The sequence below is a fragment of the Aquitalea aquatica genome, from assembly GCF_013911085.1.
Classification (GTDB): domain Bacteria; phylum Pseudomonadota; class Gammaproteobacteria; order Burkholderiales; family Chromobacteriaceae; genus Aquitalea; species Aquitalea aquatica.
Genome location: NZ_JACERN010000026.1, coordinates 107,878 through 128,761, shown reverse-complemented (window position 1 = coordinate 128,761; position 20,884 = coordinate 107,878). Strand labels below are relative to the sequence as shown.

Here is a 20,884-nt window from a genome sequence, read left to right as displayed (position 1 = left end):
TTGCCGGATCAGGCCTCTGGCATCTCAGCCTTGAGGCGGGCAATGAATGCATCCAGCGCGAGCTGACCGAGATCTTCACCCCGGGCGCGCACGGCAACCAGTTCGCCTGCTTTTTCCTTGTCGCCCACAATAATCTGGTACGGCAGCTTTTGCAGGCTGTGCTCGCGGATTTTATAGCCGATCTTCTCGTTTCTCAAGTCAAGATCAACGCGGAAGCCTTGTTTCTGCAATGCTCCTGCAATTTCCGCAGCATAATCGGCCTGTGCTTCGGTGATATTCATCACCACCATCTGCACCGGCGCCAGCCACAGCGGGAAGGCCCCGGCGTGGTTTTCAATCAGAATACCGAGGAAGCGTTCCAGCGAACCCAGCGCTGCACGGTGCAGCATGACCGGGCGCTTGCGGCTGTTGTCATCGGCCACATATTCGGCATCCAGACTCTCCGGCAACATGAAGTCGAGTTGCAGGGTACCACATTGCCAGGAGCGACCCAGCGCATCCTTGACGTGGTATTCGATCTTGGGACCGTAAAAAGCCCCCTCGCCCGGCAATTCCTCCCAGGCTACACCACAAGCCTGCAGCGCCTCGCGCATGCCCTGCTCGGCCTTGTCCCAGGTTTCTTCCGCACCCAGACGCTTTTCCGGACGCAGTGCCAGCTTGATCGACACCTTGTCAAAACCGAAGCGCTCGTATACTTCCATCACCAGACGATGGAAAGCCTTGGCTTCCTGATTGATCTGGTCTTCGGTGCAGAAAATATGGCCATCATCCTGCACAAAACCGCGCACGCGCATGATGCCGTGCAGTGCGCCGCCCGGCTCGTTGCGGTGACAGGAACCAAATTCGGCATAACGCAGCGGCAGATCACGATAAGAACGCAGACCGCTGTTGAAAATCTGGATATGACCCGGGCAGTTCATCGGCTTGACGGCGTAATCGCGCTTTTCCGATTCGGTGATGAACATGTTTTCCTTGTAGTTCTGCCAGTGACCCGACTTCTTCCACAACTCCACATCCATCATCATCGGCGTGCGGACTTCCTGATAGCCCTCTTTCACCAACTTGCCGCGCATGTACTGCTCGACGTTCTGCCACAGCTGCCAGCCCTTGGGATGCCAGAACACCATGCCCGGTGCCTCATCCTGCAGGTGGAACAGGTCCAGTTGCACGCCCAGCTTGCGGTGGTCGCGCTTTTCCGCCTCTTCCAGCATGTAGAGGTAGGCTTCCAGGTCTTCCTTCTTGGCCCAGGCCGTACCGTAAATACGCTGCAGCATTTCATTCTTGCTGTCGCCGCGCCAGTAGGCACCAGCCACCTTCATCAGCTTGAATACCTTGAGCTTGCCGGTGGACGGCACGTGCGGGCCACGACACAGGTCGGTGAATTCACCCTCACGATACAGGCTCAGCACCTGATCAGCAGGAATGGACTCGATGATCTCGGCCTTATAGGCCTCGCCAATGCTCTTGAAGTAAGCCACAGCCTCGTCACGCGACAGCTCGTAACGCTCGACCGGGATGTCTTTCTTAGCCAGTTCGCTCATCTTCTTTTCGATGGCAACCAGATCTTCCGGGGTAAACGGGCGCTTGTAAGCGAAGTCGTAGTAGAAACCGTTTTCGATTTCCGGTCCGATGGTGACCTGAGCCTCCGGGAACAATTCCTTCACTGCATAGGCCAGCAAGTGAGCGGTAGAGTGACGGATGATGCCAAGGCCATCGGCATCCTTGTCGGTCACGATGGCCAGATCGACATTGCGGTCGATGCTGTACGAGGTATCCACCAGCACGCCATCAACGCGACCCGCCAGCGCGGCGCGCGCCAGACCGGTACCGATGGACGCAGCCACTTCATGGACCGTTACCGGCTTATCGAAGGATCGAACCGAGCCGTCAGGCAGGCGAATGTCAGGCATGTCAACTCCAAACAGGGCGAAATATCATTGCGAAGGGTAAAAAAAAAGAGCGGCCTGAGCCGCTCTTTTTTTGCATGGTACAACCCGCAGGGCTCAGCTAGCGTGAGAATATCGGGTTGTGGTAGTTCGCCAGTGTTTCACCTGGGATAACTCCATGCTAAGTGTTGGTAGGCACGATTGGACTCGAACCAACGACCCCCACCATGTCAAGGTGGTGCTCTAACCAGCTGAGCTACGTGCCTGTCGTCGAGTTGGCAATATTAGCGACGCCCCCCAAAAAAAGCAAGGCCATTTTTAGCAAAAACACCTTAGCCGCCTGCTTCCTGTATACTAGCCCGCTGATTTTGCATAACAAATACACCATATGCTGAAGTTTACCGTACACAAAACGTCTGGCGGCGCACGCCGCGGGACTCTGGAACTCAACCACGGCTCTGTGGAAACCCCGGTTTTCCAGCCAGTGGGCACTTATGGCTCGGTCAAGGCCATGAGCCCGGTGGAGCTGAACGATATCGGCGCGCAGATCATTCTGGGCAATACGTTTCACCTGTGGCTGCGCCCGGGCCTGGAAGTGATCGAACAGTTCGGCGGCCTGCATGACTTCATCGGCTGGGACAAACCTATCCTGACCGACTCGGGCGGCTTCCAGGTATTCAGCCTGTCCGACATGCGCAAGCTTACCGAGGAAGGCTGCACCTTCCAAAGCCCCATCAATGGCGACAAGCTGTTCTTGAGCCCGGAAATCTCGATGAAAATCCAGAGCGTGCTCAATTCCGACATCGTAATGCAGCTGGATGAATGCACGCCGGGCCAGGTGGATCATGCAACCGCGCAAAAATCGTTGCAGATGAGCCTGCGCTGGGCCGAGCGCTCGCGCCGTGCCTTTGACGACTTGAAAAACCCCAATGCCCTGTTCGGTATCGTGCAGGGCAATCTGTACACCGACCTGCGCCAGGAATCGCTGGAAGGCCTGCTGCAGGTGGGTTTTGACGGCTATGCCATTGGTGGCCTGTCGGTGGGCGAACCTAAGCCGGAAATGTACCGCATGCTGAACGAGCTGAACGGCATGCTGCCGGCCGACAAGCCGCACTACCTGATGGGCGTGGGCACTCCGGAAGACCTGGTGCACGGTGTGGCCAACGGTATCGACATGTTCGACTGCGTGATGCCCACCCGCAATGCCCGCAACGGCTGGATTTTCACCCAGCATGGCGACATCAAGATCAAGAATGCCCGTTACAAGGATGACAAGAAGCCGCTGGACGAAGAGTGCGCCTGCTATGCCTGCCGCAACTTCAGCCGCGCCTATCTGCATCACCTGCATCGCGTGGGTGAGATTCTGGGCGCACGCCTGAACACCATTCATAACCTGCACTACTACCAGGAGCTGATGCGCGAAATGCGCAAGGCTATCGAGGAAGACCGCTTCGAAGACTTCCGCCTGGAATTCGCCGACAAGCGCGCGCGCGGCGTATCGTAAAGCGCGGGAACCGGCCCCCTCACCGGCCGGTCTGAGCCTGCGTTCAGGCCGGAAGGTTGGAAAAGACACGCAGCGTGGCTACAATGGCCCGTTTGTTTCACCATCAACACTATAACAAGGGAGCAAATCCATGCCCTTTATTGACAAGGCTTTCGCCGCTGGCGCCGCACCGGGCGGTTTTGACATCATGTCTTTCCTGCCGATGATCGTCATTTTCGTACTGTTCTGGTTCCTGATGGTTCGTCCGCAGCAGAAGAAAATGAAAGAGCATCAGAAGATGCTGTCGGAAATCCAGAAGGGCGATGAAGTTGTTACCCAGGGTGGCATTCTGGGCCGCGTCGTCAAGACCGGTGAGCAGTTCCTGACTGTAGAAATCGCCAATGGCGTGGAAATCAATGTGCAGCGCCCGGCCGTTACCGGCAAGGTGGAAAAGGGCACGCTGAAGTCCCTGTAATCCCCAGGACGGCCGCCCGGCCCGCAAGCCGGGCGGTCAGTTTCGTTTCCTACCTCCGATATCACTCATGAACCGCTATCCTCTCTGGAAATACCTCGTCATTGCGGTAGCCCTGATCATTGCCACGATCTACACGCTACCCAACTTCTACGGCGAGACTCCTGCGGTACAGGTCTCCAGCACCCGCCAGTCCATCACCGTGGACACTGCCCTGATGGGCCGCGTGGAAGAGGCACTGAAAGCCCAGAACATCAGCCCGGACGGTCTGTACCTGGACGGCAGCAGCCTGAAGATCCGCTTCAAGGATGCCGATACCCAGATCAAGGCACGCGATGCCATCCAGCACGCCTTGGGCGACAGCTACATCATCGCGCTCAACCTGCTGCCGGCCTCGCCGCAGTGGCTGGCCGACCTGAAAGCCTACCCCATGTTCCTGGGTCTGGATTTGCGCGGTGGCGTGCACTTCCTGCTGCAGGTGGACATGCAGGCTGCCATCGACAAGACCATGGAACGCTACGCTGGCGATATCCGCCGCGAGCTGAAGAACAAGCAAGTGCGCTACGGCAGCATCAAGCGCAACGGTAATGTGCTGGAAGTGCAGCTGCGTGATGCCGACACCCTGAAGGCCGCGCAAAATGTGGTCAGCCGCACCCTGCCCACTCTGGTAGTGAGCAGCGATGATGCTGCCTACAAGCTGACCGCCACCCTGAAGCCGGAAGAAGTCACCAAGATTCAGGGTGATGCCGTCAAACAGAACATCTCCACCCTGCACAACCGGGTGAATGAACTGGGCACTTCCGAACCCATCATCCAGCAGGCCGGCCCCAACCGCATCGTGGTCGAGCTGCCTGGCATCCAGGATACCGCCCGTGCCAAGGACATCATCGGTCGCACTGCCACGCTGGAAGTACGCATGGTGGAAGATGACCAGGGCAAGGTCAGCGACGCGCTGGCTGGCAATATTCCGGCTGGCTACGACCTGCTGGACGAAGCCACCTCGCATGGCGACAGCAAGATTCTGGTGAAGAAAGATGTCGAGCTGACCGGCGACAACATCAACGACGCGCAAGCCGGCTTTGATGAAAACGGCGCTCCGGCAGTACACATCAACCTGGACTCCACCGGCGCTTCCATCTTCCGTCAGGTGACTGCGGAAAACATCGGCAAGCGCATGGCGATGATCCTGGTGGAAAAAGGTCGTGCCGAAGTGGTGACTGCTCCGGTTATCCGCTCGGAAATCGGTGGTGGCCGCGTGCAAATCTCCGGCAGCATGAACCCGGCAGAAGCCAATGACACCGCCCTGCTGCTGCGTGCCGGCTCGCTGGCCGCACCGATGAACATCATCGAAGAACGCACCGTCGGCCCTAGCCTGGGCAAGGAAAACATCGAGAAGGGCTTCCACTCCACCCTTTGGGGCTTTGCTGCCATCGCGGTGTTCATGGTGATCTACTACGGCGTGTTCGGTGTGTTCTCGGCCATCTCGCTGGCTGTCAACGTATTCCTGCTGCTGGCCATCCTGTCCATTCTGCAGGCCACGCTGACCTTGCCCGGCATTGCCGCCATCGCGCTGGCACTGGGTATGGCGATTGACGCCAACGTGCTGATCAACGAGCGCATCCGCGAAGAACTGCGCAATGGCGTACCGCCGCACTCGGCCATCCAGGCCGGTTACGGCCACGCCTGGGCCACGATTCTGGACTCCAACGTCACCACCCTGATTGCCGGTCTGGCCTTGCTGATTTTCGGCACCGGCCCGGTACGCGGCTTTGCCGTGGTGCACTGCATCGGCATTCTGACCTCGATGTTCTCGGCAGTGCTGGTTTCGCGCGGCCTGGTGAACCTGTGGTACGGCCGCCGTCGCAAACTGACCTCGCTGGCCATTGGCCAGGTGTGGAAACCTGAGAAATAAGGACAGGACAGATCATGGAGCTTTTCCGCATCAAACGGGACATCCCGTTCATGAGCTACGGCAGGCTGACCACGGCAATTTCGCTGGTCACCTTCATTCTTGCCGTGTTCTTCCTGGCCACGCGCGGTCTTAACTACAGTGTCGAATTCACTGGCGGTACGGTATTGGAAGTGCAATACCAGCAGTCGGCTGACCTGAACCTGATCCGCGATTCGGTCGACAGCCTGAAGCTGGGCGAAGCCACCGTGCAAAGCCTGGGCAGCAGCAGTGATGTGATGATTCGCCTGCCGAACAAGCCGGGCACAACCTCGGCCCAGCTATCGGAAAAGGTGATGAACTTGCTCAAGGCCAAGGACAGCACCGTGCAACTGCGCAAGGTCGATTTTGTCGGCCCCAGTGTGGGTGAGGAGCTGGTGACCCATGGCCTGACTGCCGCCATCCTGGTGTGTCTGGGCATCATGGCCTACCTGGCCATCCGCTTCGAATGGCGCTTCGCCGTGTCGGCCATCATCGCCAACATGCACGACGTGGTGATCATCCTGGGCTGCTTTGCCTTCTTCCGCTGGGAATTCTCGCTGACCGTACTGGCCGGCGTGCTGGCGGTGCTGGGCTATTCGGTGAATGAATCGGTAGTGGTGTTCGACCGTATCCGCGAGAACTTCCGCAAGCCGGGCCTGCGTGGCAAGACCACCGCCAGCATCATCGACAACGCCATTACCGCCACCATGAGCCGTACCATCATCACCCACTTCTCCACCGAGATGATGGTGGTGTCCATGCTGGTTTTCGGTGGCCCGGCACTGCATGGTTTTGCCATGGCGCTGACCATCGGCATCATCTTCGGAATTTACTCTTCGGTACTGGTTGCCAGCCCGATCGCGCTGTGGCTGGGTGTCAGCCGCGAGCACATGGTCAAGCCGGTCAAACCGAAAGAGGAAGCCGTGGTCTGAGCCAGAGCATGCCCTGTAGCAACGCATACTGGCCGGCTTGTCCGGCCGGTTTTTTATCCGCTTACAGCCAACCACCACGGTGACTCATGGAAGCCATCACTTTCCTGCTCGACTTCATCCTGCACATCGATGTCCACCTGACCCAGCTGGTCGCCCATTACGGGGTATGGATCTACGCCATCCTGTTTCTCATCATCTTTTGTGAAACCGGGCTGGTGGTCACGCCTTTCCTGCCGGGCGACTCGCTGCTGTTCGTAGCCGGCGCACTGGCGGCCATGGGCAAGATGGATGCCCACCTGCTGGTCCTGTTGCTGACACTGGCCGCCATTCTGGGCAATAGCGTCAACTACGCCATCGGCCGGCATCTGGGCGCGCGTCTGCTGCAACGCTTTCCCCGGCTGATCAAGCCGGAATACCTGGCCAAGACCCATGCTTTCTACGACAGGCACGGCGGCAAGACCATCATCTTTACCCGCTTCGTGCCCATCATCCGCACCTTTGCGCCCTTTGTGGCCGGCATTGGCAGCATGGGTTATCGCCAGTTCACCGTGTACAACGTGACCGGGGCCGTACTGTGGGTGGCAGGCTTCTGCTATGCCGGTTATTTCTTCGGTAATCTGCCCTTCATTCGCAAGAATCTGGAATACCTGATTTTCGGCATCATCTTCGTCTCCTTCCTGCCGGCCATCATCGAAGTATGGCGCCACAAGCGCGCTGCACGTCGCGGCTGATCCAGATCAGCTAAACGCCCCGGCCCCATGCCGGGGCCATTGCCCTACCCTTTCAGCCAGTCCGGCACTATCATGGCCTGCATATGAAACGCATTCACAAGCTCCCAGATCACCTCGTCAACCAGATCGCTGCTGGCGAAGTGGTGGAACGCCCCGCCTCTGCCCTCAAGGAAATGCTGGAAAACAGCCTGGACTCTGGCGCCAGCAAGATCACCGTTGATCTGGCGCAGGGCGGCATCAAGCTGATTCGCGTCACCGACAACGGCAGCGGCATTACTGCAGATGATCTGCCCCTGGCACTGGACCGCCACGCCACCAGCAAGATCGCTTCGCTGGACGACCTGGAACAGGTGGGGACCCTGGGCTTTCGTGGTGAAGGGCTGGCCAGCGTGGCCTCGGTATCGCGGCTGACCCTGACCAGCCGCCCGGCCGACAGTAGCCACGCCTACCAGATCATCGCCATCGATGGCCAGCTGCACCCGGTGGAGCCAGCAGCCCATGCGACGGGCACCAGCGTCGAAGTGGTGGACCTGTACTTCAACACCCCGGCGCGGCGCAAATTCCTCAAGAGCGAAAACACCGAATACGCCCACTGCGAAGCCACTTTCGAACGCATTGCCCTGGCGCACCCGCAGGTCGAATTTTTACTACGCCACAATGGCAAGGTGATCTGGCGCTTGCCGGCGCAAGACCTGGCCGACCGCGTTGCTGCCTTGCTGGGTAAGGATTTCATCAGCGAAGCCATTGCGGTGGAAACCTCCGCCGGCAGCATGACGCTGAGCGGCTTTGTTGGCTCGCCCACCTATTCAAAGGCCAGTCGCGACGCCCAGTATTTCTATGTCAATGGCCGCTTCGTGCGTGATAAAACCGCCCAGCACGCGCTGCGCCAGGCCTATCGCGATGTGCTGCATCACGACCGCCACCCGGTGTATGCACTATTCCTGTCGATGGACCCGGCCGGGGTGGATGTGAATGTGCACCCCACCAAGATTGAGGTGCGCTTTCGCGAAAGCCAGGCCATCCACCAGTTTCTGTTCCACAGCATCAACAAGGCACTCGCCGCCACTACCGCCGGCAGCAGCGCCCCGGTACCAGCCCAGGGTGAGATCAATCAGAACGCGCCAGCCAGCAACGCCGCCGCGCCGCAAGCCGCCCTGTTTCCGCCACGCGCCCCGCTGTCGGCCGCAACGTCCGGCAGCAGTGCCAGCGGCCATACGCCGGTGCGGCCCTTCAGCTATCAGCAGCAGAGTATCCCGCTGCATGTAGCGCGCGAGGCCATCGGCACTTACGACAAGATGTTCTCCGGCCTGCGCGAAGAAGAAAGCCGCAATGCACTGCCCGCCAATACGCCGGTGCTCGACCAGCTGCCAGCCATGCTGTCGCCGGCCCAGTTGCAGGCATTGCCACAGGCTAGCGAGGGCATTCCGCCGCTGGGCTTTGCCCTGGCCCAGTTGCACGGGGTCTATATCCTGAGCCAGTGCGAAGACGGGCTGATCGTGGTCGACATGCATGCCGCGCACGAGCGCATTGTCTACGAACGGCTGAAAACCGCGCTGGAAGCCGACACCATCCCCATGCAACCCTTGCTGCTGCCGGTATCCTTTGCCGCCGACCGCATGGAAGTGGCCACTGTGCACGAGCATGGAGAGCAGATGAAACAGCTGGGCGTGGAGCTGGCTCCACTCTCCCCCACCCAGATTGCCGTACGCGGTGTGCCGGTCTGGCTGCAGGATGGCAATCCGGTGGACCTGGCTCGCGCCGTGCTGAAAGACGTGCGTGAATTCGGCCTCAGCCAGGTGCTGACCGAACGCCGCAACGAACTGCTGGCCACCATGGCCTGCCACGGCGCGGTACGTGCCAACCGCCAGCTGACGCTGACTGAAATGAATGCCCTGCTGCGTGACATGGAAAACACCGAACGCTCCAACCAGTGCAATCACGGCCGCCCCACCTGGTCGCGACTGGGCATGAAAGACCTCGACAATCTGTTCATGCGCGGGCGCTGAACCACTTTTATCTGAAACAGACGTATGGCCAAACTGTTTTTCCGCTACGCCGCCATGAACAGCGGCAAGAGCACCCAGCTGCTGCAAATCGCCAATAATTACGAGAGCATGGGCAAGCAGGTGGCGCTATATACCGCCGCCATCGACGACCGCTTTGGCGTGGGCATGATTTCCTCGCGGCTGGGCATCCAGCGCCAGGCTCACACCTTTGCCGGTGATACCGATTTCCTCAGCGTAGACCTGGCCGGCATCAGTTGCATCCTGCTGGACGAAGCGCAATTTCTCAGCCCACAGCAGGTATGCCAGCTGCACCGGCTGGCCCACACCCGCAATATCCCGGTGATCTGCTTTGGCCTGCGGGTGGACTTTCAGGGCCACCCCTTCCCCGGCTCCACCTGGCTGCTGACCCGGGCCGAGGAGATTGAAGAAATCAAGACCATCTGCACCTGCGGCAAAAAAGCCACCATGCATATCCGCATCGCTGCCGATGGCAGCCGGGTGGTAGAGGGCCCGCAAGTGGAGATTGGCGGCGAAGCGCGCTATCGCGCCGTCTGCGGCCGCTGTTTTCATCAGGCAGACTGAAGCCGCCCACCGCCGCGCCTTGGCCCGTGCGCACATCGCTGCCACACTCAAGACCCGGCCACCCACCAAGTGACAGCCTCCATGCATACTTTTTTCTGGCACGACTATGAAACCTTTGGCGCCGTGCCGCGCCAGGATCGCCCTTCGCAGTTTGCCGGGATACGTACCGATGCCGAGCTGAACGAAATCGGCGAACCGGTGATGCTGTACTGCCAGCCGGCCCCCGATTACCTGCCCGCGCCCGAGGCCTGCCTGCTCACCGGCATCACCCCGCAGCACTGTCTGGCTCATGGTGTGGCCGAGCACGAATTCGCCGGAGTGATCGAACGCGAGCTGGCCGCCCCCGGCACCATCGGCGTGGGTTACAACTCGCTGCGCTTTGATGACGAGGTCAGCCGCTTTCTGTTCTGGCGCAACCTGATCGACCCCTATGCGCGTGAATGGCAAAACCAGTGTGGCCGCTGGGACATTCTCGATCTGGTGCGTGCCACCTATGCCCTGCGCCCGGAAGGTATTGAATGGCCTCAGCACGAAGATGGCCGCCCCAGCTTCAAGCTGGAACACCTGTCCGCCGCCAACGGTCTGGCACACGAAGCCGCGCACGACGCGCTATCCGATGTGCGCGCCACCATTGCGCTGGCGCGGCTGATCAAGCAAAAGCAGCCCAAGCTGTTCGACTACTACCTCACCCTGCGCAAGAAAGACGCGGTCAAGGCGCAGCTGAACCTGCACCAGCCGCGCCCGCTGCTGCATGTGTCCGGCATGTATGGCGTAGAGCGCGGCAATATGGCCATGGTCTGGCCGCTGGCCCAGCACCCGACCAACGGCAATGAGGTCATCGTGTGGGACCTGGCATTTGATCCGGCCATGCTGCGCGGCATGAGCGCCGACAGCATCCGCCAGCGCATCTATACCCGCACGGAAGATCTGCCGGAAGGCATGACACGGCTGCCGCTCAAAACCATCCACATCAACAAGTCCCCCTTTGTCGTGGCCAATCTCAAGGTTCTGGGCGAGGATCGCGCCCGCCACTGGGGCATGGACATGGCAGTGATCGAGACCCATGCCGCCAGCGCCGCCACCCTGCCCGACCTCACGCCCATCTGGCGCCAGGTCTACCGCCGCGAAACCGGCGAGGCGCGTGATGTGGACGAAAACCTGTATGGCGGCTTTGTCAGCAATAACGACCGCAAGGTGCTGAACAAGCTGCGGCTGAAATCTGCCGCCCAGCTCACCAGCGAAATGGCCTTTTTTGAAGATGCCCAGTTGGGCGAGCTGCTGTTCCGCTACCGGGCACGCAACTTCCCTGGCAGCCTGTCGGGCGAGGAAAGCCAGCGCTGGCAGCAATGGTGCCGGCACAAGCTGGATGAAGGGCTGGGTGGCCGCAGTCTGGCGCAGTTCCAGCAGGAAATGGCAGCCGTGCGCGAGCGCGAACTGACGCCAGCCCAGCAGGCCATCCTGCAGCAACTGGACAGCTACGCCGCCAGCCTGCTGGCACCGGGCAACTAAAAAGCGGTTCCGGGACGACCCTGCCTATGCGACAATCCCGCCCCGGACCCTGCCAGCACTCAAGACCACGCCATGTCACAGACACCTGATGCCATCCTGTTGATGGGCCCCACCGCCTCCGGCAAGACCGGCCTTGCGCTGGAGCTGGCCCGCCATTTCCCAGTGGAAATCATCAGCGTGGATTCGGCCCTGGTGTATCGCGGCATGGACATCGGCAGCGCCAAACCCAGCGCTGAGGAAATGGCCGCCTGCCCGCACCACCTGATCGACATCATCAGCCCGCTGGAGACTTATTCCGCCGCCCAGTTTCATGCCGATGCCAACCGGCTGATCGGTGAAATCCGCGGCCGTGGCAATATGCCGCTGTTGGTGGGCGGCACCATGCTGTATTACAAGGCCTTGCTGGAAGGCTTGTCCGATCTGCCGCAAGCCGACGCCGCGCTGCGCGCCCAACTGGATGCCGAAGCCAGCCGCATTGGCTGGCCAGCCATGCATGCCCGGCTGGCCACGCTGGACCCGGACACCGCCGCCCGCCTCAATCCCAACGATGCGCAGCGCATTCACCGCGCACTGGAAATCTGCCTGCTCAGCGGCCAGACCATGTCCAGCCTGATTGCCCGGGGCAAGGAAGCCGCGGCCGACTTTAACTGCTTGCCGCTGGCACTGGTGCCGGAGGAGCGCAGCTGGCTGCACCAGCGCATTGCTCAGCGCTTCGACTTGATGCTGCAGCAGGATTTTCTAGGTGAAGTACGCCGTCTGCGCCGGGACTACCCGGCACTCACGCCCGACCTGCCCTCGATGCGCTGCGTCGGCTATCGCCAGGCCTGGGACTACCTGGATGGGCTGTGCAGTGAGGCCGAGTTCATCGAACGCGGCATCGCCGCCACCCGCCAGCTGTGCAAACGCCAGCTCACCTGGATGCGCAGCCTGCCGGTGATTCCGGTCAGCGCCCAGCGTGCCGACCTCAACGACTGCGTGCTGCAGGCCTGTCATGATTTCATGGCCGGCAAGCCGCCGGCAGACCGCCTGCCTTATCAGGGCAGCTTTTGAGCAAGCAGCGACCCACAAGAAAAAACCCGCCGTAGCGGGTTTTTTTGAGCCAGTGGACAGAATCAGCTGGCAGCCACCAGTTTGATTTCCACTTTCCACGCCGGGTTCGCCAGCTTGGCCTCCACCGTGGCACGCGCCGGCACATTGCCCGCCGGCACCCAGGCATCCCAGGCGGCGTTCATGGCGTCGTAGTCAGCCAGGCTGGCCAGGAAAATGGTCACATCCAGAATCTTGCTCTTGTCCGAACCCAGCTCGGCCAACAGGCTGTCGATCTGGGCCAGCACATTGGCGGTCTGCGCCTGGGCATCGGCCTCGGTGTTTTCCGGCACTTGCCCCGCCAGGAAAATCATGCCATTGCAAACGGCCGCCTCGGCCAGACGTGCGCCCTGCTTGTGACGATAGATGCTCATGCTGCTTCCCTCTTGCTGCGGATGGTGGGTAAAAGCGCGATTTTACCGCCAATCGGCCATACGCACAGCCCATCTCCACCAGCGCAAGCACACCTTGCGCTGGGTCCAAGAGCAAAACCATAACATTGACAGCGGCAAAAACACGGGGCTAGAATCCGCCCATCTTCATTTTTTCGGGTTTACTGCCTTGGACTGCCACAGTCATCCACAGTACTGTTTTCAGTTGACCCGGTAAGACCCGCGCCGTACCCCTACGCCGCCGTCTTGCCCGGTCAAGATGGTGCGCTCCCAGTTTCACCTGTTCGAGCACCCTGCACACTCCAGTTACTGACGCTGCCAGCATGCTGCCGAGTCATGGCCTGTCGCCACGATTCCGCCTATTGCGGCAGCCTTGTCCTGCCGACCCTGCCCGCTGCTTGCCAGCCCTGCAAAGCCGGGCGTCGCCATGCCATCTGACCGTGATCCACGTCCCTGTCTGCCGATGAAGCCGTTTTTCATACTGGCCAAGGCCAGAGCGCAGCAAGCTGCCGCACTCTGCCAGCCGCCGCCGACCAAGGAGACCGACCATGCACTACGCTATGCTGCTGGCCCACCAGCCAAACCAGTCACGCGAACTACCGGACCACTACCTGCTGCCCTATCGCGAGCTCAGTATCCGGGAATATCTGGTACAGGCATGGCGCACCGCCCGGCAGAAATTGCCACGCACCCGCCGCCACTGAACATAAACCATCTAGCAAAGGAAACCACATGGACCCCTACCCCAGCCTGGCGGTCAGCGCAGACAAGACAATGGCAAGCAATACGGAGAGGATGGCCTATCGGCATTGACTCCGCGCAGCACCCACGCCTTCCTGCCTGACCTCCCCGTTCGCCCCGGCCATTTGCGCCAGCACATCCTTGCACACAGCAGCCTTGCCCGCGCCCGACACCACAGCTTGACTCTATAGCTTCCGTCGCGCCCGCCAGCTATGCCCGTGCCTGTGGCCCCGCCCTTGTATTAATCCGATTCAGGGAGTCATGCATGACCAAACACACCAATTCGGTAGCCGTAGCGAGCGTACGCTGCAGCACCATGCCAGCCACCGCAGCTGGCCTGTACCACCGTTGCCAAGCCTGGCTGCGGCAGCTGCCGCCGCAACTGGACCTGCCGTTCATCCTGCAGGCCACCGCCCTACTGCTACTGGCCGACCTGCCGCCAGGCCAGCTTAGCCATACCCTGCGCAGCCAGGCAGACGTATTGCTGCCCAGCGCGCTGGTCTTTCTGCTCCTGCTATTTAGTGGCAACAGCGAGCTAACACGGCAGCATGGCCGGCTCGCCAGCTTCATGTCTGCCCTTGTCATGACAGCACTGCTGCTACTGAGCTTCATTCTGTCCTACACCATGCTGTTTCCGGACATGGCGGGCAGCCATGTTGGCAGCATGCTGATCAGCGTCAGCATCGGCAGCCTGATCATCGCTATTCTGTCCAATCTGCGCTCCACCCATGTCCAGCTGCGCCAGCCTGTAGCGGCCTCTGCCCGGCAAGCACCCAAACACCACCCAGCCTGGCTGCGCTGGCTAAGAGGCTATCTGCGCCTGGTGCTGCTGCTGGTAGCCTGCAAGCTGTTACTGGGACTGCTGTAGCCAGGCAACGGTCTGGCTGCTTCATCACACGGCAACAGCCAGACCTTACAACTCCCCATCACACATCATGCATACGGGAATCACCATGCATTTCGACTTTGCCACTTTCACCCATTCCTTTATTGCGCTGGTAACGGCTTTTGTACTCGGCTCGGCCATTGGCTACGAGCGCCAGGTACGCCAGCGTACCGCCGGCCTGCGCACCAATGCGCTGGTTGCCGTGGGCGCGGCTGCTTTTGTTGATCTGGCCATGCGGCTGGGCGGCAATGAAGGTGCCACCCACGTGGTGGCCTATGTCGTATCCGGTGTGGGTTTTCTGGGCGCCGGCACCATCATGAAAGAAGGGCTGAATGTCCGTGGCCTGAATACCGCCGCCACCTTGTGGGGTTCGGCCGCGGCCGGTGCCTGTGCCGGCGCCGGGCTGCTGGATGCGGCCCTGCTGGACGCCATTTTCGTACTGGCGGCCAACACCCTGCTGCGACCGGTGGTGAACTCCATCAACCGCACCCCGCTCGACGATGAGCACAGCGAAGTCACCTACCAGCTATGCGTGATCAGCGAAGATGAGCAGCAGAAGCTGGCCTTCACCCTGATTGACCAGTTGCTGGAGCAGGCGCAGTACCCGCTGGGCGATATGAATGTCGAACCGTTTGGCGATGATGATGTGGAAATCACCGCCACCCTGCTGTCGACATCGGCCGATTCGGCAGTGCTGGAACAGATTGCTGCGCAGTTGACGGCCAAACCCTATATCAAGCAGGCCTACTGGAACCAGAGCATTACCGAGTAATACTGGCCTGCCCATGAAAAATCCCGCCAATGGCGGGATTTTCTGTGTGCGGCAAAGCTGCTGTTTAAGCTACTGCGGTCATGCGCAGGCTCTGGGCAAAACGCTCCAGTGCGGCAATGCCGGACTGCTCGGCGCGCTGGCACCAATCCTGCAGCTCATGCAGCAACTGCTCGCGGCTCAGCGAGGAACGCTCCCACAAGCGGCACAGCTCCTGACGCATGGTGTAGACGGTATGCAGGGTTTCGCTATGTTGCAGCACCACAGCCAGCTGCGCCTTGTCGCAAGACGGCGTGTCCTTGGCATCCTGTTTCAGCCATACCTTCATCTTGCGCGCCATATCATCCATGTCCGGCAGGCTGATCTTTTCCAGCTCGCTGCGATACACCTCTTTCAGCTCACGGGCATAACGCGAGGCAATGGCGTAGCGGTTGGAGATGATAGCCTGCAGGTGTTCCAGATCCAGCTGCGTCCGGCTGGCATCCTGTGCCAGGCGCGGTGCCACGCGGCGCACCTTGGCCAGATGGCAGATTTCCAGCAGGCGGATATACATCCAGCCGATGTCAAACTCGTACCACTTGTAAGACAGCTTGGCCGAGGTGCCAAAAGTGTGGTGGTTGTTGTGCAGCTCTTCACCGCCCACGATGATGCCCCAGGGAATCAGGTTGGTAGAGGCATCTTCGTTTTCGAAGTTGCGATAACCCCACCAGTGACCCAGGCCATTGATGACACCAGCAGCCCAGAACGGAATCCACAGCATCTGCACCGCCCAGATCGACAGACCAGCTGGCCCGAACAGCAACAGGTCGATGGCCAGCATCAAGATGATGCCCTTGCCGAAATGCGGCGCATACAGCTTGTTCTCCAGCCAGTCGTCCGGGGTGCCATGGCCAAACTTGTCCATGATGGACTGGTCCTTGCAGGCGGCGCGGTACAGCTCCACCCCTTCCCACAGCACTTTCTTGATGCCGAGAATCTGCGGGCTGTGCGGGTCTTCTGCCGTTTCGCACTTGGCATGGTGTTTGCGGTGAATGGCCGCCCACTGCTTGGTGACCATGCCGGTGGTCAGCCACAGCCAGAAACGGAAAAAGTGGCTGGCAAGCGGATGCAGGTCCAGCGCGCGGTGCGCCTGATGGCGATGCAGGAAGATGGTGACCGACACAATGGTGATATGCGTCAGGATCAGTGCAGCAACGATATATCCCCACCACGGGAGATCAAGCAAACCGTTAAGCCAATGCATGAGGGCCGGCAACCTTGTAATTTGGACAATCCTCCATTTTAACCAATTGATCCGACAGTGTCAGACTGTTTTCTACGGTTCGACTTGTGGCGCGCTTGGTGTACCATAGGGCCTTATTCCACACACCCTTCAGAAAAACGCTTGTGTTGCCAAAACGACGTCTGATTATTGCGGGAGCCACTCTGGGTGGCCTGTTGGTGTTCAATGGGGCCGCCGCCTTCTGGGCTGGCATGAAAGCCGAGGACACGCTGGAGGAACAGCACAAGATGCTGGCCAGCCTGCCGCTGTTCAAGGTGAAATCCCACAGCTATGACCGTGGCTGGTTCTCCTCCACCGAAACCACCGAGCTGGAGTTCAACCGCCGCCTGTCCGGGCCGTATGAAAACATGCTGCCTGACAACTTCAAGCCGCTGCTGAACTCCACCATCAAGTTCACCCACCACATCAAGCATGGCCCCTTCCCCGGCCTGTCCAGCCTGGACTTCCGTCCTGCACGCGCGCTGGTCACCACGGAATTTGCCATGAGCGATGCCACCCGCAAGACGCTCAAGACCTTTTTTGGCGACAAGGACCCGATTACCGTCACCAACCGGCTGGGCTTTGGTGGCGGCGGCGAGCTGAATGTCAACATTCCGTCCTTCGATTACGAAGAAGCCCTGTCCGGCGTCAAGATGAAATGGAAAGGCTTTGACCTGAAGCTGGACTACGCCTCCGGCTACAAGGAATACAAGACCGAAGCCAATTCGCCGGGCTTCCTGCTGGAAGCCTCCAGCAAGGGCAGTGTGGCGTTTGATGGTGTGCGCTATGTGTCGGACATCCGCCCTGGAACTACCGGCATCAAGCTGGGCACCAGCGAACTGACCGTGGGCAATGTGCAGCTCAACTGGAAGGACAGCGTTCCCTACAGCATCAAGCTGAACGAACTGGTCTACCTGATGACGCGCATGCGCGTGGGCGAATTCATCAACCCGTCCGGCGAATTCAAGCCGTCGGCGGTGTCGCTGAAGAACTTCCGCTACCAGATCGTCAGCAGCGAACAGGATGAATTCATCAATACCCGTGGCAAGCTGGATTTTGCCGAATTCAACTACAACGACCAGCGCTATGGCCCGTTGCGGCTGGATGTGTCGGCCAATCACCTGCACGGCCCCACCTTGCTGAAGCTGGATCAGGCCATCAGCCAGATTCCGTTCGAAGGCGTGGACCCGGCGGTATTGCGCAAGCAGTACATCGACACCATCAAGCACACCGGTATTCCGTTGCTCACCAACAACCCCAAGCTGGTGATCAACGACTTCTACCTGAAGATGCCCAGTGGCGAAACCACGCTGCAAGGCAGCCTGGGGCTGAATGGCCTGCAAGAAGCAGACCTGAACAACTCCACTGCCTTCCTCAAGCGCTTTGAAGTGGAAGCCAAGCTCAGCCTGCCGCGCAAGACGCTGGAAAACCTGGTGGTAGCCCAGGCGCGTACCCTGTTCATGGTGGATCAGAGTGCCGAAGTGCAGCCGAACATGAGTGAAGTGGAAGACCTGGCCCGCAGCCTGCTGGACAGCCAGCTGGCGCAGTGGAAGGACGAAAAGTTCATCAACGAAGACAAGGGGCAGATTTCCACCCAGCTCAACTACAAGGGTGGCAACCTGGCCATCAACAGCAAGAAGGTCAACCTGCCGTGGGAAGAGCAGGAAGACCCGGCGCCGACCGCCTCAGCCCCTGCGGCCAAGGCAGCCAGTGCCGCCAAATAGGTGGACGGCAGACGTGGGAAAGGGGGCTGCGGCCCCCTTTTTCATTGCTGCTAACGCCGCGCCGGCGCTGCCAGTACTTCAACAAGCCGCATCAGGCCGCTTCGCGGGCCGGATGGCAGGCCCCCAGCTGCTGCAGGGTTTCCTTGCGCAACTGGTTGGCACAGCAGGCACATTTGCCGCAATCGGCTGCCACGCCCAGCTCGGCGCGCAGATCGCACATGCGGGTAGCGCCCTCTTCCACCGCGCGGCGGATCTGGCTGTCGGTGACGGCATTGCACAAGCAGACATACATGGCAGCAACCTGAAATGAGAATAATTATCGATATCTTATTTTTAAACAATAACGATTGTCAATTACATTAAAGGACATCCCATGCAATGGAAGCCCAATACCACAGTAGCCACCCTGGTCGAACATGAGGGCCGCTATCTGATGGTGGAAGAAGAAACCGAATTCGGCCTGCGCTTCAACCAGCCCGCCGGCCATCTGGAACATGGCGAAAGCCTGTTTGCCGCAGCCATCCGCGAAACCCGCGAAGAAACCGGCTGGGAGGTGGAATTACAACACCTGGTCGGCATCTACATGGTGGACAAGCCGGACAGCGACATTACCTGGCTGCGCTTTGCCTTTGCCGCGCGTGCGCTGCGCCATCATCCGGCAGAAAAACTCGATACAGGCATTGTCAGCGCGCACTGGCTTACTTACGATGAGATCGCCGCCTGTGCATTGCAACACCGCAGCCCGGTAGTCATGCACTGCCTGGATGACTACCGGCTGGGTAAACGTTTTGCTCTGGATGTCATCCACCATCAACCCTGAAACGGGCGGCAAGGGAGAAACCCTTGCGCCATCTGCTTTGTCGCTTCCTGTTCGTGCTGATGCTGTCGGTAACGACCACCGGGGCCGCGCATGCGGAGCCTTTGCAGCTCTGTTATGATTACGGCTGCGCCAAACAGCTGGAAATGGAAATTTCCAGCGAGGCCCGCGACTGGCTGGCCGGACTGTTTGACGACCTGCATGACGCCACCATCGAACGCAGCCAGATCCAGCACGCAGTGCAGGCCTTGTATCTGCTGGCGGCCCAGGACAGCCCGTTGTGGCACGACAAGGGGGCCGACCGCTTCGATAACGATGCCGATGGCCGCATGGACTGCATAGACCACAGCCATAACGACTCGGCCTTTCTGCACTATCTGGCGGCACAGGGCTGGCTGCATTTTCACCGGGTCGACGCCATCGTACGCCGCACCCGCTATCTGGTGGCGCAGCATTTTGCCAGCCACATCATCGAGCAGGACACCGGCCAGGAATGGGTGGTGGATAGCTGGTTCAATTCATTCGGGGAACCACCGGTCGTGGTGCCCCTGGCTCTCTGGAAAGAAGGATTTTCCCCGTGACGGGTAAGAAACGTATTGTCGTCGGCATGTCCGGCGGTGTGGATTCGTCGGTAACCGCCTGGCTGCTGAAGCAACAAGGCCATGAAGTCATCGGCGTATTCATGCAGAACTGGGAAGACGACAACGACGACGAATACTGCTCCATCAAGCAGGATGCGCTGGATGCCATGAGCGTGGCCGACATCGTCGGCATCGACATGGAAATCGTCAATTTCGCCAAGGAATACAAGGACCGCGTGTTCTCGTACTTCCTCAAGGAATACTCGGCTGGCCGCACCCCCAATCCGGACGTGCTGTGCAATGCCGAAATCAAGTTCAAGGCCTTTCTGGACTATGCGCTGGAACTGGGAGCCGACTGCATCGCCACCGGCCACTATGCACGCAAGATGGAACGCGACGGCCTGCACTACCTGATGAAGGCGGTGGACCACACCAAGGACCAGAGCTACTTCCTGTATCGCCTGCAGCAACACCAATTGGCCAAGTCGATATTTCCGCTGGGCGACATCCGCAAAACCGAGGTACGCAAGCTGGCCGAGGAAGCCGGGCTGCCGACTGCCGCCAAGAAGGACTCCACCGGCATCTGCTTTATCGGCGAACGCCCCTTCCGTGAATTCCTGCAGCGCTATCTGCCCACCCAGCCCGGCCAGATGATCTTGCCGGATGGCAAGGTGGTGGGCGAGCACATGGGGCTGATGTACTACACCTTGGGCCAGCGCAAGGGCCTGACCATAGGCGGCAGCAAGGATGGCAATGGCGAGCCGTGGTTTGTTGCCGGCAAGGATATTCCGGGCAATAAGCTGATCGTGGTACAGGGCCACGACCACCCGCTGCTGCTCAAGCCCACGCTGGCGATGAGCGACCTGTCGTGGACGCTGAATGGCACGCCGGCTGCCGGCGAATACGCCGCCAAGAACCGCTACCGCATGGCCGACGCCGCCTGTTCGCTGTCGCCGGTGGTGGATGGCCAGGCCACCCTCACCTTCCGCGAAAAACAGTGGGCGGTCACCCCCGGCCAGTCGGCCGTGCTGTACGACGGGGACATCTGTCTGGGTGGCGGCATCATCCAGTAAGCAAGCCCGTTGTCACACCAAGC

The 20,884-nt window shown here is 60.0% G+C and carries 20 protein-coding genes and 1 tRNA gene; 16 read left to right on the top strand and 5 right to left on the bottom strand.

What is annotated here, in order from left to right:
• Nucleotides 1-8: 8 nt before the first annotated feature.
• Both thrS and H2Z84_RS10150 read right to left on the bottom strand, forming a co-directional pair.
• Nucleotides 9-1,910, bottom strand: coding sequence for a threonine--tRNA ligase (thrS, locus tag H2Z84_RS10155; protein WP_181835895.1), 1,902 nt, complete (start codon nt 1,908-1,910; stop codon nt 9-11).
• Between the two features lie 165 nt (nt 1,911-2,075).
• Nucleotides 2,076-2,152: transfer RNA gene (locus tag H2Z84_RS10150), tRNA-Val, on the bottom strand.
• 122 nt (nt 2,153-2,274) lie between these two features.
• Between H2Z84_RS10150 and tgt the strand changes: the two genes are divergently transcribed.
• From tgt to miaA, 9 genes are all read left to right on the top strand, one after another.
• Nucleotides 2,275-3,390: a tRNA guanosine(34) transglycosylase Tgt gene (tgt, locus tag H2Z84_RS10145; protein ID WP_181835894.1), complete on the top strand. Its 1,116-nt coding sequence runs from the start codon at nt 2,275-2,277 to the stop codon at nt 3,388-3,390.
• Nucleotides 3,391-3,520: 130 nt separating this feature from the next.
• A complete protein-coding gene (gene yajC, locus H2Z84_RS10140) occupies nt 3,521-3,844 on the top strand; it encodes a preprotein translocase subunit YajC (RefSeq protein WP_103525117.1) in 324 nt (107 codons plus the stop codon).
• Nucleotides 3,845-3,911: 67 nt separating this feature from the next.
• Nucleotides 3,912-5,753 (top strand): protein translocase subunit SecD, encoded by a 1,842-nt coding sequence (secD, locus tag H2Z84_RS10135; protein ID WP_181835893.1) that lies wholly within the window; start codon nt 3,912-3,914, stop codon nt 5,751-5,753.
• A gap of 14 nt (nt 5,754-5,767) precedes the next feature.
• Nucleotides 5,768-6,703, top strand: a complete 936-nt coding sequence (gene secF / locus H2Z84_RS10130) for a protein translocase subunit SecF (RefSeq protein ID WP_181835892.1) — start codon at nt 5,768-5,770, stop codon at nt 6,701-6,703.
• An 86-nt stretch (nt 6,704-6,789) separates the two neighbouring features.
• Nucleotides 6,790-7,434 (top strand): DedA family protein, encoded by a 645-nt coding sequence (locus tag H2Z84_RS10125; RefSeq protein ID WP_181835891.1) that lies wholly within the window; start codon nt 6,790-6,792, stop codon nt 7,432-7,434.
• An 83-nt stretch (nt 7,435-7,517) separates the two neighbouring features.
• Nucleotides 7,518-9,440, top strand: a complete 1,923-nt coding sequence (mutL, locus tag H2Z84_RS10120; RefSeq protein ID WP_181835890.1) for a DNA mismatch repair endonuclease MutL — start codon at nt 7,518-7,520, stop codon at nt 9,438-9,440.
• 24 nt (nt 9,441-9,464) lie between these two features.
• Nucleotides 9,465-10,022, top strand: coding sequence for a thymidine kinase (locus H2Z84_RS10115; RefSeq protein ID WP_103525112.1), 558 nt, complete (start codon nt 9,465-9,467; stop codon nt 10,020-10,022).
• 81 nt (nt 10,023-10,103) lie between these two features.
• On the top strand, nt 10,104-11,531 hold the full coding sequence (gene sbcB, locus H2Z84_RS10110; RefSeq protein WP_181835889.1) for an exodeoxyribonuclease I: 1,428 nt from the start codon (nt 10,104-10,106) through the stop codon (nt 11,529-11,531).
• A gap of 72 nt (nt 11,532-11,603) precedes the next feature.
• Nucleotides 11,604-12,581 (top strand): tRNA (adenosine(37)-N6)-dimethylallyltransferase MiaA, encoded by a 978-nt coding sequence (gene miaA / locus H2Z84_RS10105; protein ID WP_181835888.1) that lies wholly within the window; start codon nt 11,604-11,606, stop codon nt 12,579-12,581.
• A gap of 62 nt (nt 12,582-12,643) precedes the next feature.
• On the opposite strand, the gene H2Z84_RS10100 is transcribed toward miaA, so the two are convergent.
• Nucleotides 12,644-12,991 carry a RidA family protein gene (locus H2Z84_RS10100; RefSeq protein WP_103525109.1) on the bottom strand — a complete coding sequence of 116 codons (348 nt, stop codon included), beginning with the start codon at nt 12,989-12,991 and terminating at the stop codon, nt 12,644-12,646.
• A 566-nt stretch (nt 12,992-13,557) separates the two neighbouring features.
• Here H2Z84_RS10100 and H2Z84_RS10095 point away from each other — a divergent pair.
• From H2Z84_RS10095 to H2Z84_RS10085, 3 genes are all read left to right on the top strand, one after another.
• Entirely contained in the window at nt 13,558-13,713 is a 156-nt protein-coding gene (locus H2Z84_RS10095; RefSeq protein ID WP_181835887.1) for a hypothetical protein, read from the top strand.
• A 302-nt stretch (nt 13,714-14,015) separates the two neighbouring features.
• A complete protein-coding gene (locus tag H2Z84_RS10090) occupies nt 14,016-14,618 on the top strand; it encodes a hypothetical protein (protein ID WP_181835886.1) in 603 nt (200 codons plus the stop codon).
• Between the two features lie 67 nt (nt 14,619-14,685).
• Entirely contained in the window at nt 14,686-15,408 is a 723-nt protein-coding gene (locus tag H2Z84_RS10085) for an MgtC/SapB family protein (RefSeq protein WP_220272777.1), read from the top strand.
• A gap of 64 nt (nt 15,409-15,472) precedes the next feature.
• Here the strand turns inward: H2Z84_RS10085 and H2Z84_RS10080 are convergent, their stop codons facing one another.
• Nucleotides 15,473-16,630, bottom strand: a complete 1,158-nt coding sequence (locus H2Z84_RS10080; RefSeq protein ID WP_258869361.1) for a DesA family fatty acid desaturase — start codon at nt 16,628-16,630, stop codon at nt 15,473-15,475.
• A gap of 161 nt (nt 16,631-16,791) precedes the next feature.
• Between H2Z84_RS10080 and H2Z84_RS10075 the strand changes: the two genes are divergently transcribed.
• Nucleotides 16,792-18,390 carry a YdgA family protein gene (locus tag H2Z84_RS10075; protein WP_181835884.1) on the top strand — a complete coding sequence of 533 codons (1,599 nt, stop codon included), beginning with the start codon at nt 16,792-16,794 and terminating at the stop codon, nt 18,388-18,390.
• A gap of 91 nt (nt 18,391-18,481) precedes the next feature.
• Here H2Z84_RS10075 and H2Z84_RS10070 read toward each other — a convergent pair whose 3' ends face one another.
• Nucleotides 18,482-18,682 (bottom strand): (2Fe-2S)-binding protein, encoded by a 201-nt coding sequence (locus tag H2Z84_RS10070; protein WP_181835883.1) that lies wholly within the window; start codon nt 18,680-18,682, stop codon nt 18,482-18,484.
• An 81-nt stretch (nt 18,683-18,763) separates the two neighbouring features.
• Here H2Z84_RS10070 and H2Z84_RS10065 point away from each other — a divergent pair, with 81 nt between their 5' ends.
• The 3 genes from H2Z84_RS10065 to mnmA are packed head-to-tail and all read left to right on the top strand — an operon-like array spanning nt 18,764 to nt 20,861.
• A complete protein-coding gene (locus H2Z84_RS10065) occupies nt 18,764-19,210 on the top strand; it encodes an NUDIX hydrolase (RefSeq protein WP_181835882.1) in 447 nt (148 codons plus the stop codon).
• A 23-nt stretch (nt 19,211-19,233) separates the two neighbouring features.
• Nucleotides 19,234-19,788: a hypothetical protein gene (locus tag H2Z84_RS10060; RefSeq protein ID WP_181835881.1), complete on the top strand. Its 555-nt coding sequence runs from the start codon at nt 19,234-19,236 to the stop codon at nt 19,786-19,788.
• Nucleotides 19,785-20,861, top strand: a complete 1,077-nt coding sequence (mnmA, locus tag H2Z84_RS10055) for a tRNA 2-thiouridine(34) synthase MnmA (RefSeq protein WP_181835880.1) — start codon at nt 19,785-19,787, stop codon at nt 20,859-20,861. The genes H2Z84_RS10060 and mnmA overlap by 4 nt, the downstream gene beginning before the upstream one ends.
• Nucleotides 20,862-20,884 lie beyond the last annotated feature (23 nt).

Coding starts and splice junctions, on each gene's coding strand:
- H2Z84_RS10090 (WP_181835886.1), top strand. CDS start 14,016: ATGACCAAACACACCAATTCGGTAGCCGTAGCGAGCGTACGCTGCAGC.
- H2Z84_RS10100 (WP_103525109.1), bottom strand. CDS start 12,991: ATGAGCATCTATCGTCACAAGCAGGGCGCACGTCTGGCCGAGGCGGCC.
- H2Z84_RS10115 (WP_103525112.1), top strand. CDS start 9,465: ATGGCCAAACTGTTTTTCCGCTACGCCGCCATGAACAGCGGCAAGAGC.
- thrS (WP_181835895.1), bottom strand. CDS start 1,910: ATGCCTGACATTCGCCTGCCTGACGGCTCGGTTCGATCCTTCGATAAG.
- H2Z84_RS10070 (WP_181835883.1), bottom strand. CDS start 18,682: ATGTATGTCTGCTTGTGCAATGCCGTCACCGACAGCCAGATCCGCCGC.
- miaA (WP_181835888.1), top strand. CDS start 11,604: ATGTCACAGACACCTGATGCCATCCTGTTGATGGGCCCCACCGCCTCC.
- yajC (WP_103525117.1), top strand. CDS start 3,521: ATGCCCTTTATTGACAAGGCTTTCGCCGCTGGCGCCGCACCGGGCGGT.
- secD (WP_181835893.1), top strand. CDS start 3,912: ATGAACCGCTATCCTCTCTGGAAATACCTCGTCATTGCGGTAGCCCTG.
- tgt (WP_181835894.1), top strand. CDS start 2,275: ATGCTGAAGTTTACCGTACACAAAACGTCTGGCGGCGCACGCCGCGGG.
- mutL (WP_181835890.1), top strand. CDS start 7,518: ATGAAACGCATTCACAAGCTCCCAGATCACCTCGTCAACCAGATCGCT.
- H2Z84_RS10085 (WP_220272777.1), top strand. CDS start 14,686: ATGCATACGGGAATCACCATGCATTTCGACTTTGCCACTTTCACCCAT.
- H2Z84_RS10125 (WP_181835891.1), top strand. CDS start 6,790: ATGGAAGCCATCACTTTCCTGCTCGACTTCATCCTGCACATCGATGTC.
- H2Z84_RS10095 (WP_181835887.1), top strand. CDS start 13,558: ATGCACTACGCTATGCTGCTGGCCCACCAGCCAAACCAGTCACGCGAA.
- H2Z84_RS10065 (WP_181835882.1), top strand. CDS start 18,764: ATGCAATGGAAGCCCAATACCACAGTAGCCACCCTGGTCGAACATGAG.
- secF (WP_181835892.1), top strand. CDS start 5,768: ATGGAGCTTTTCCGCATCAAACGGGACATCCCGTTCATGAGCTACGGC.
- sbcB (WP_181835889.1), top strand. CDS start 10,104: ATGCATACTTTTTTCTGGCACGACTATGAAACCTTTGGCGCCGTGCCG.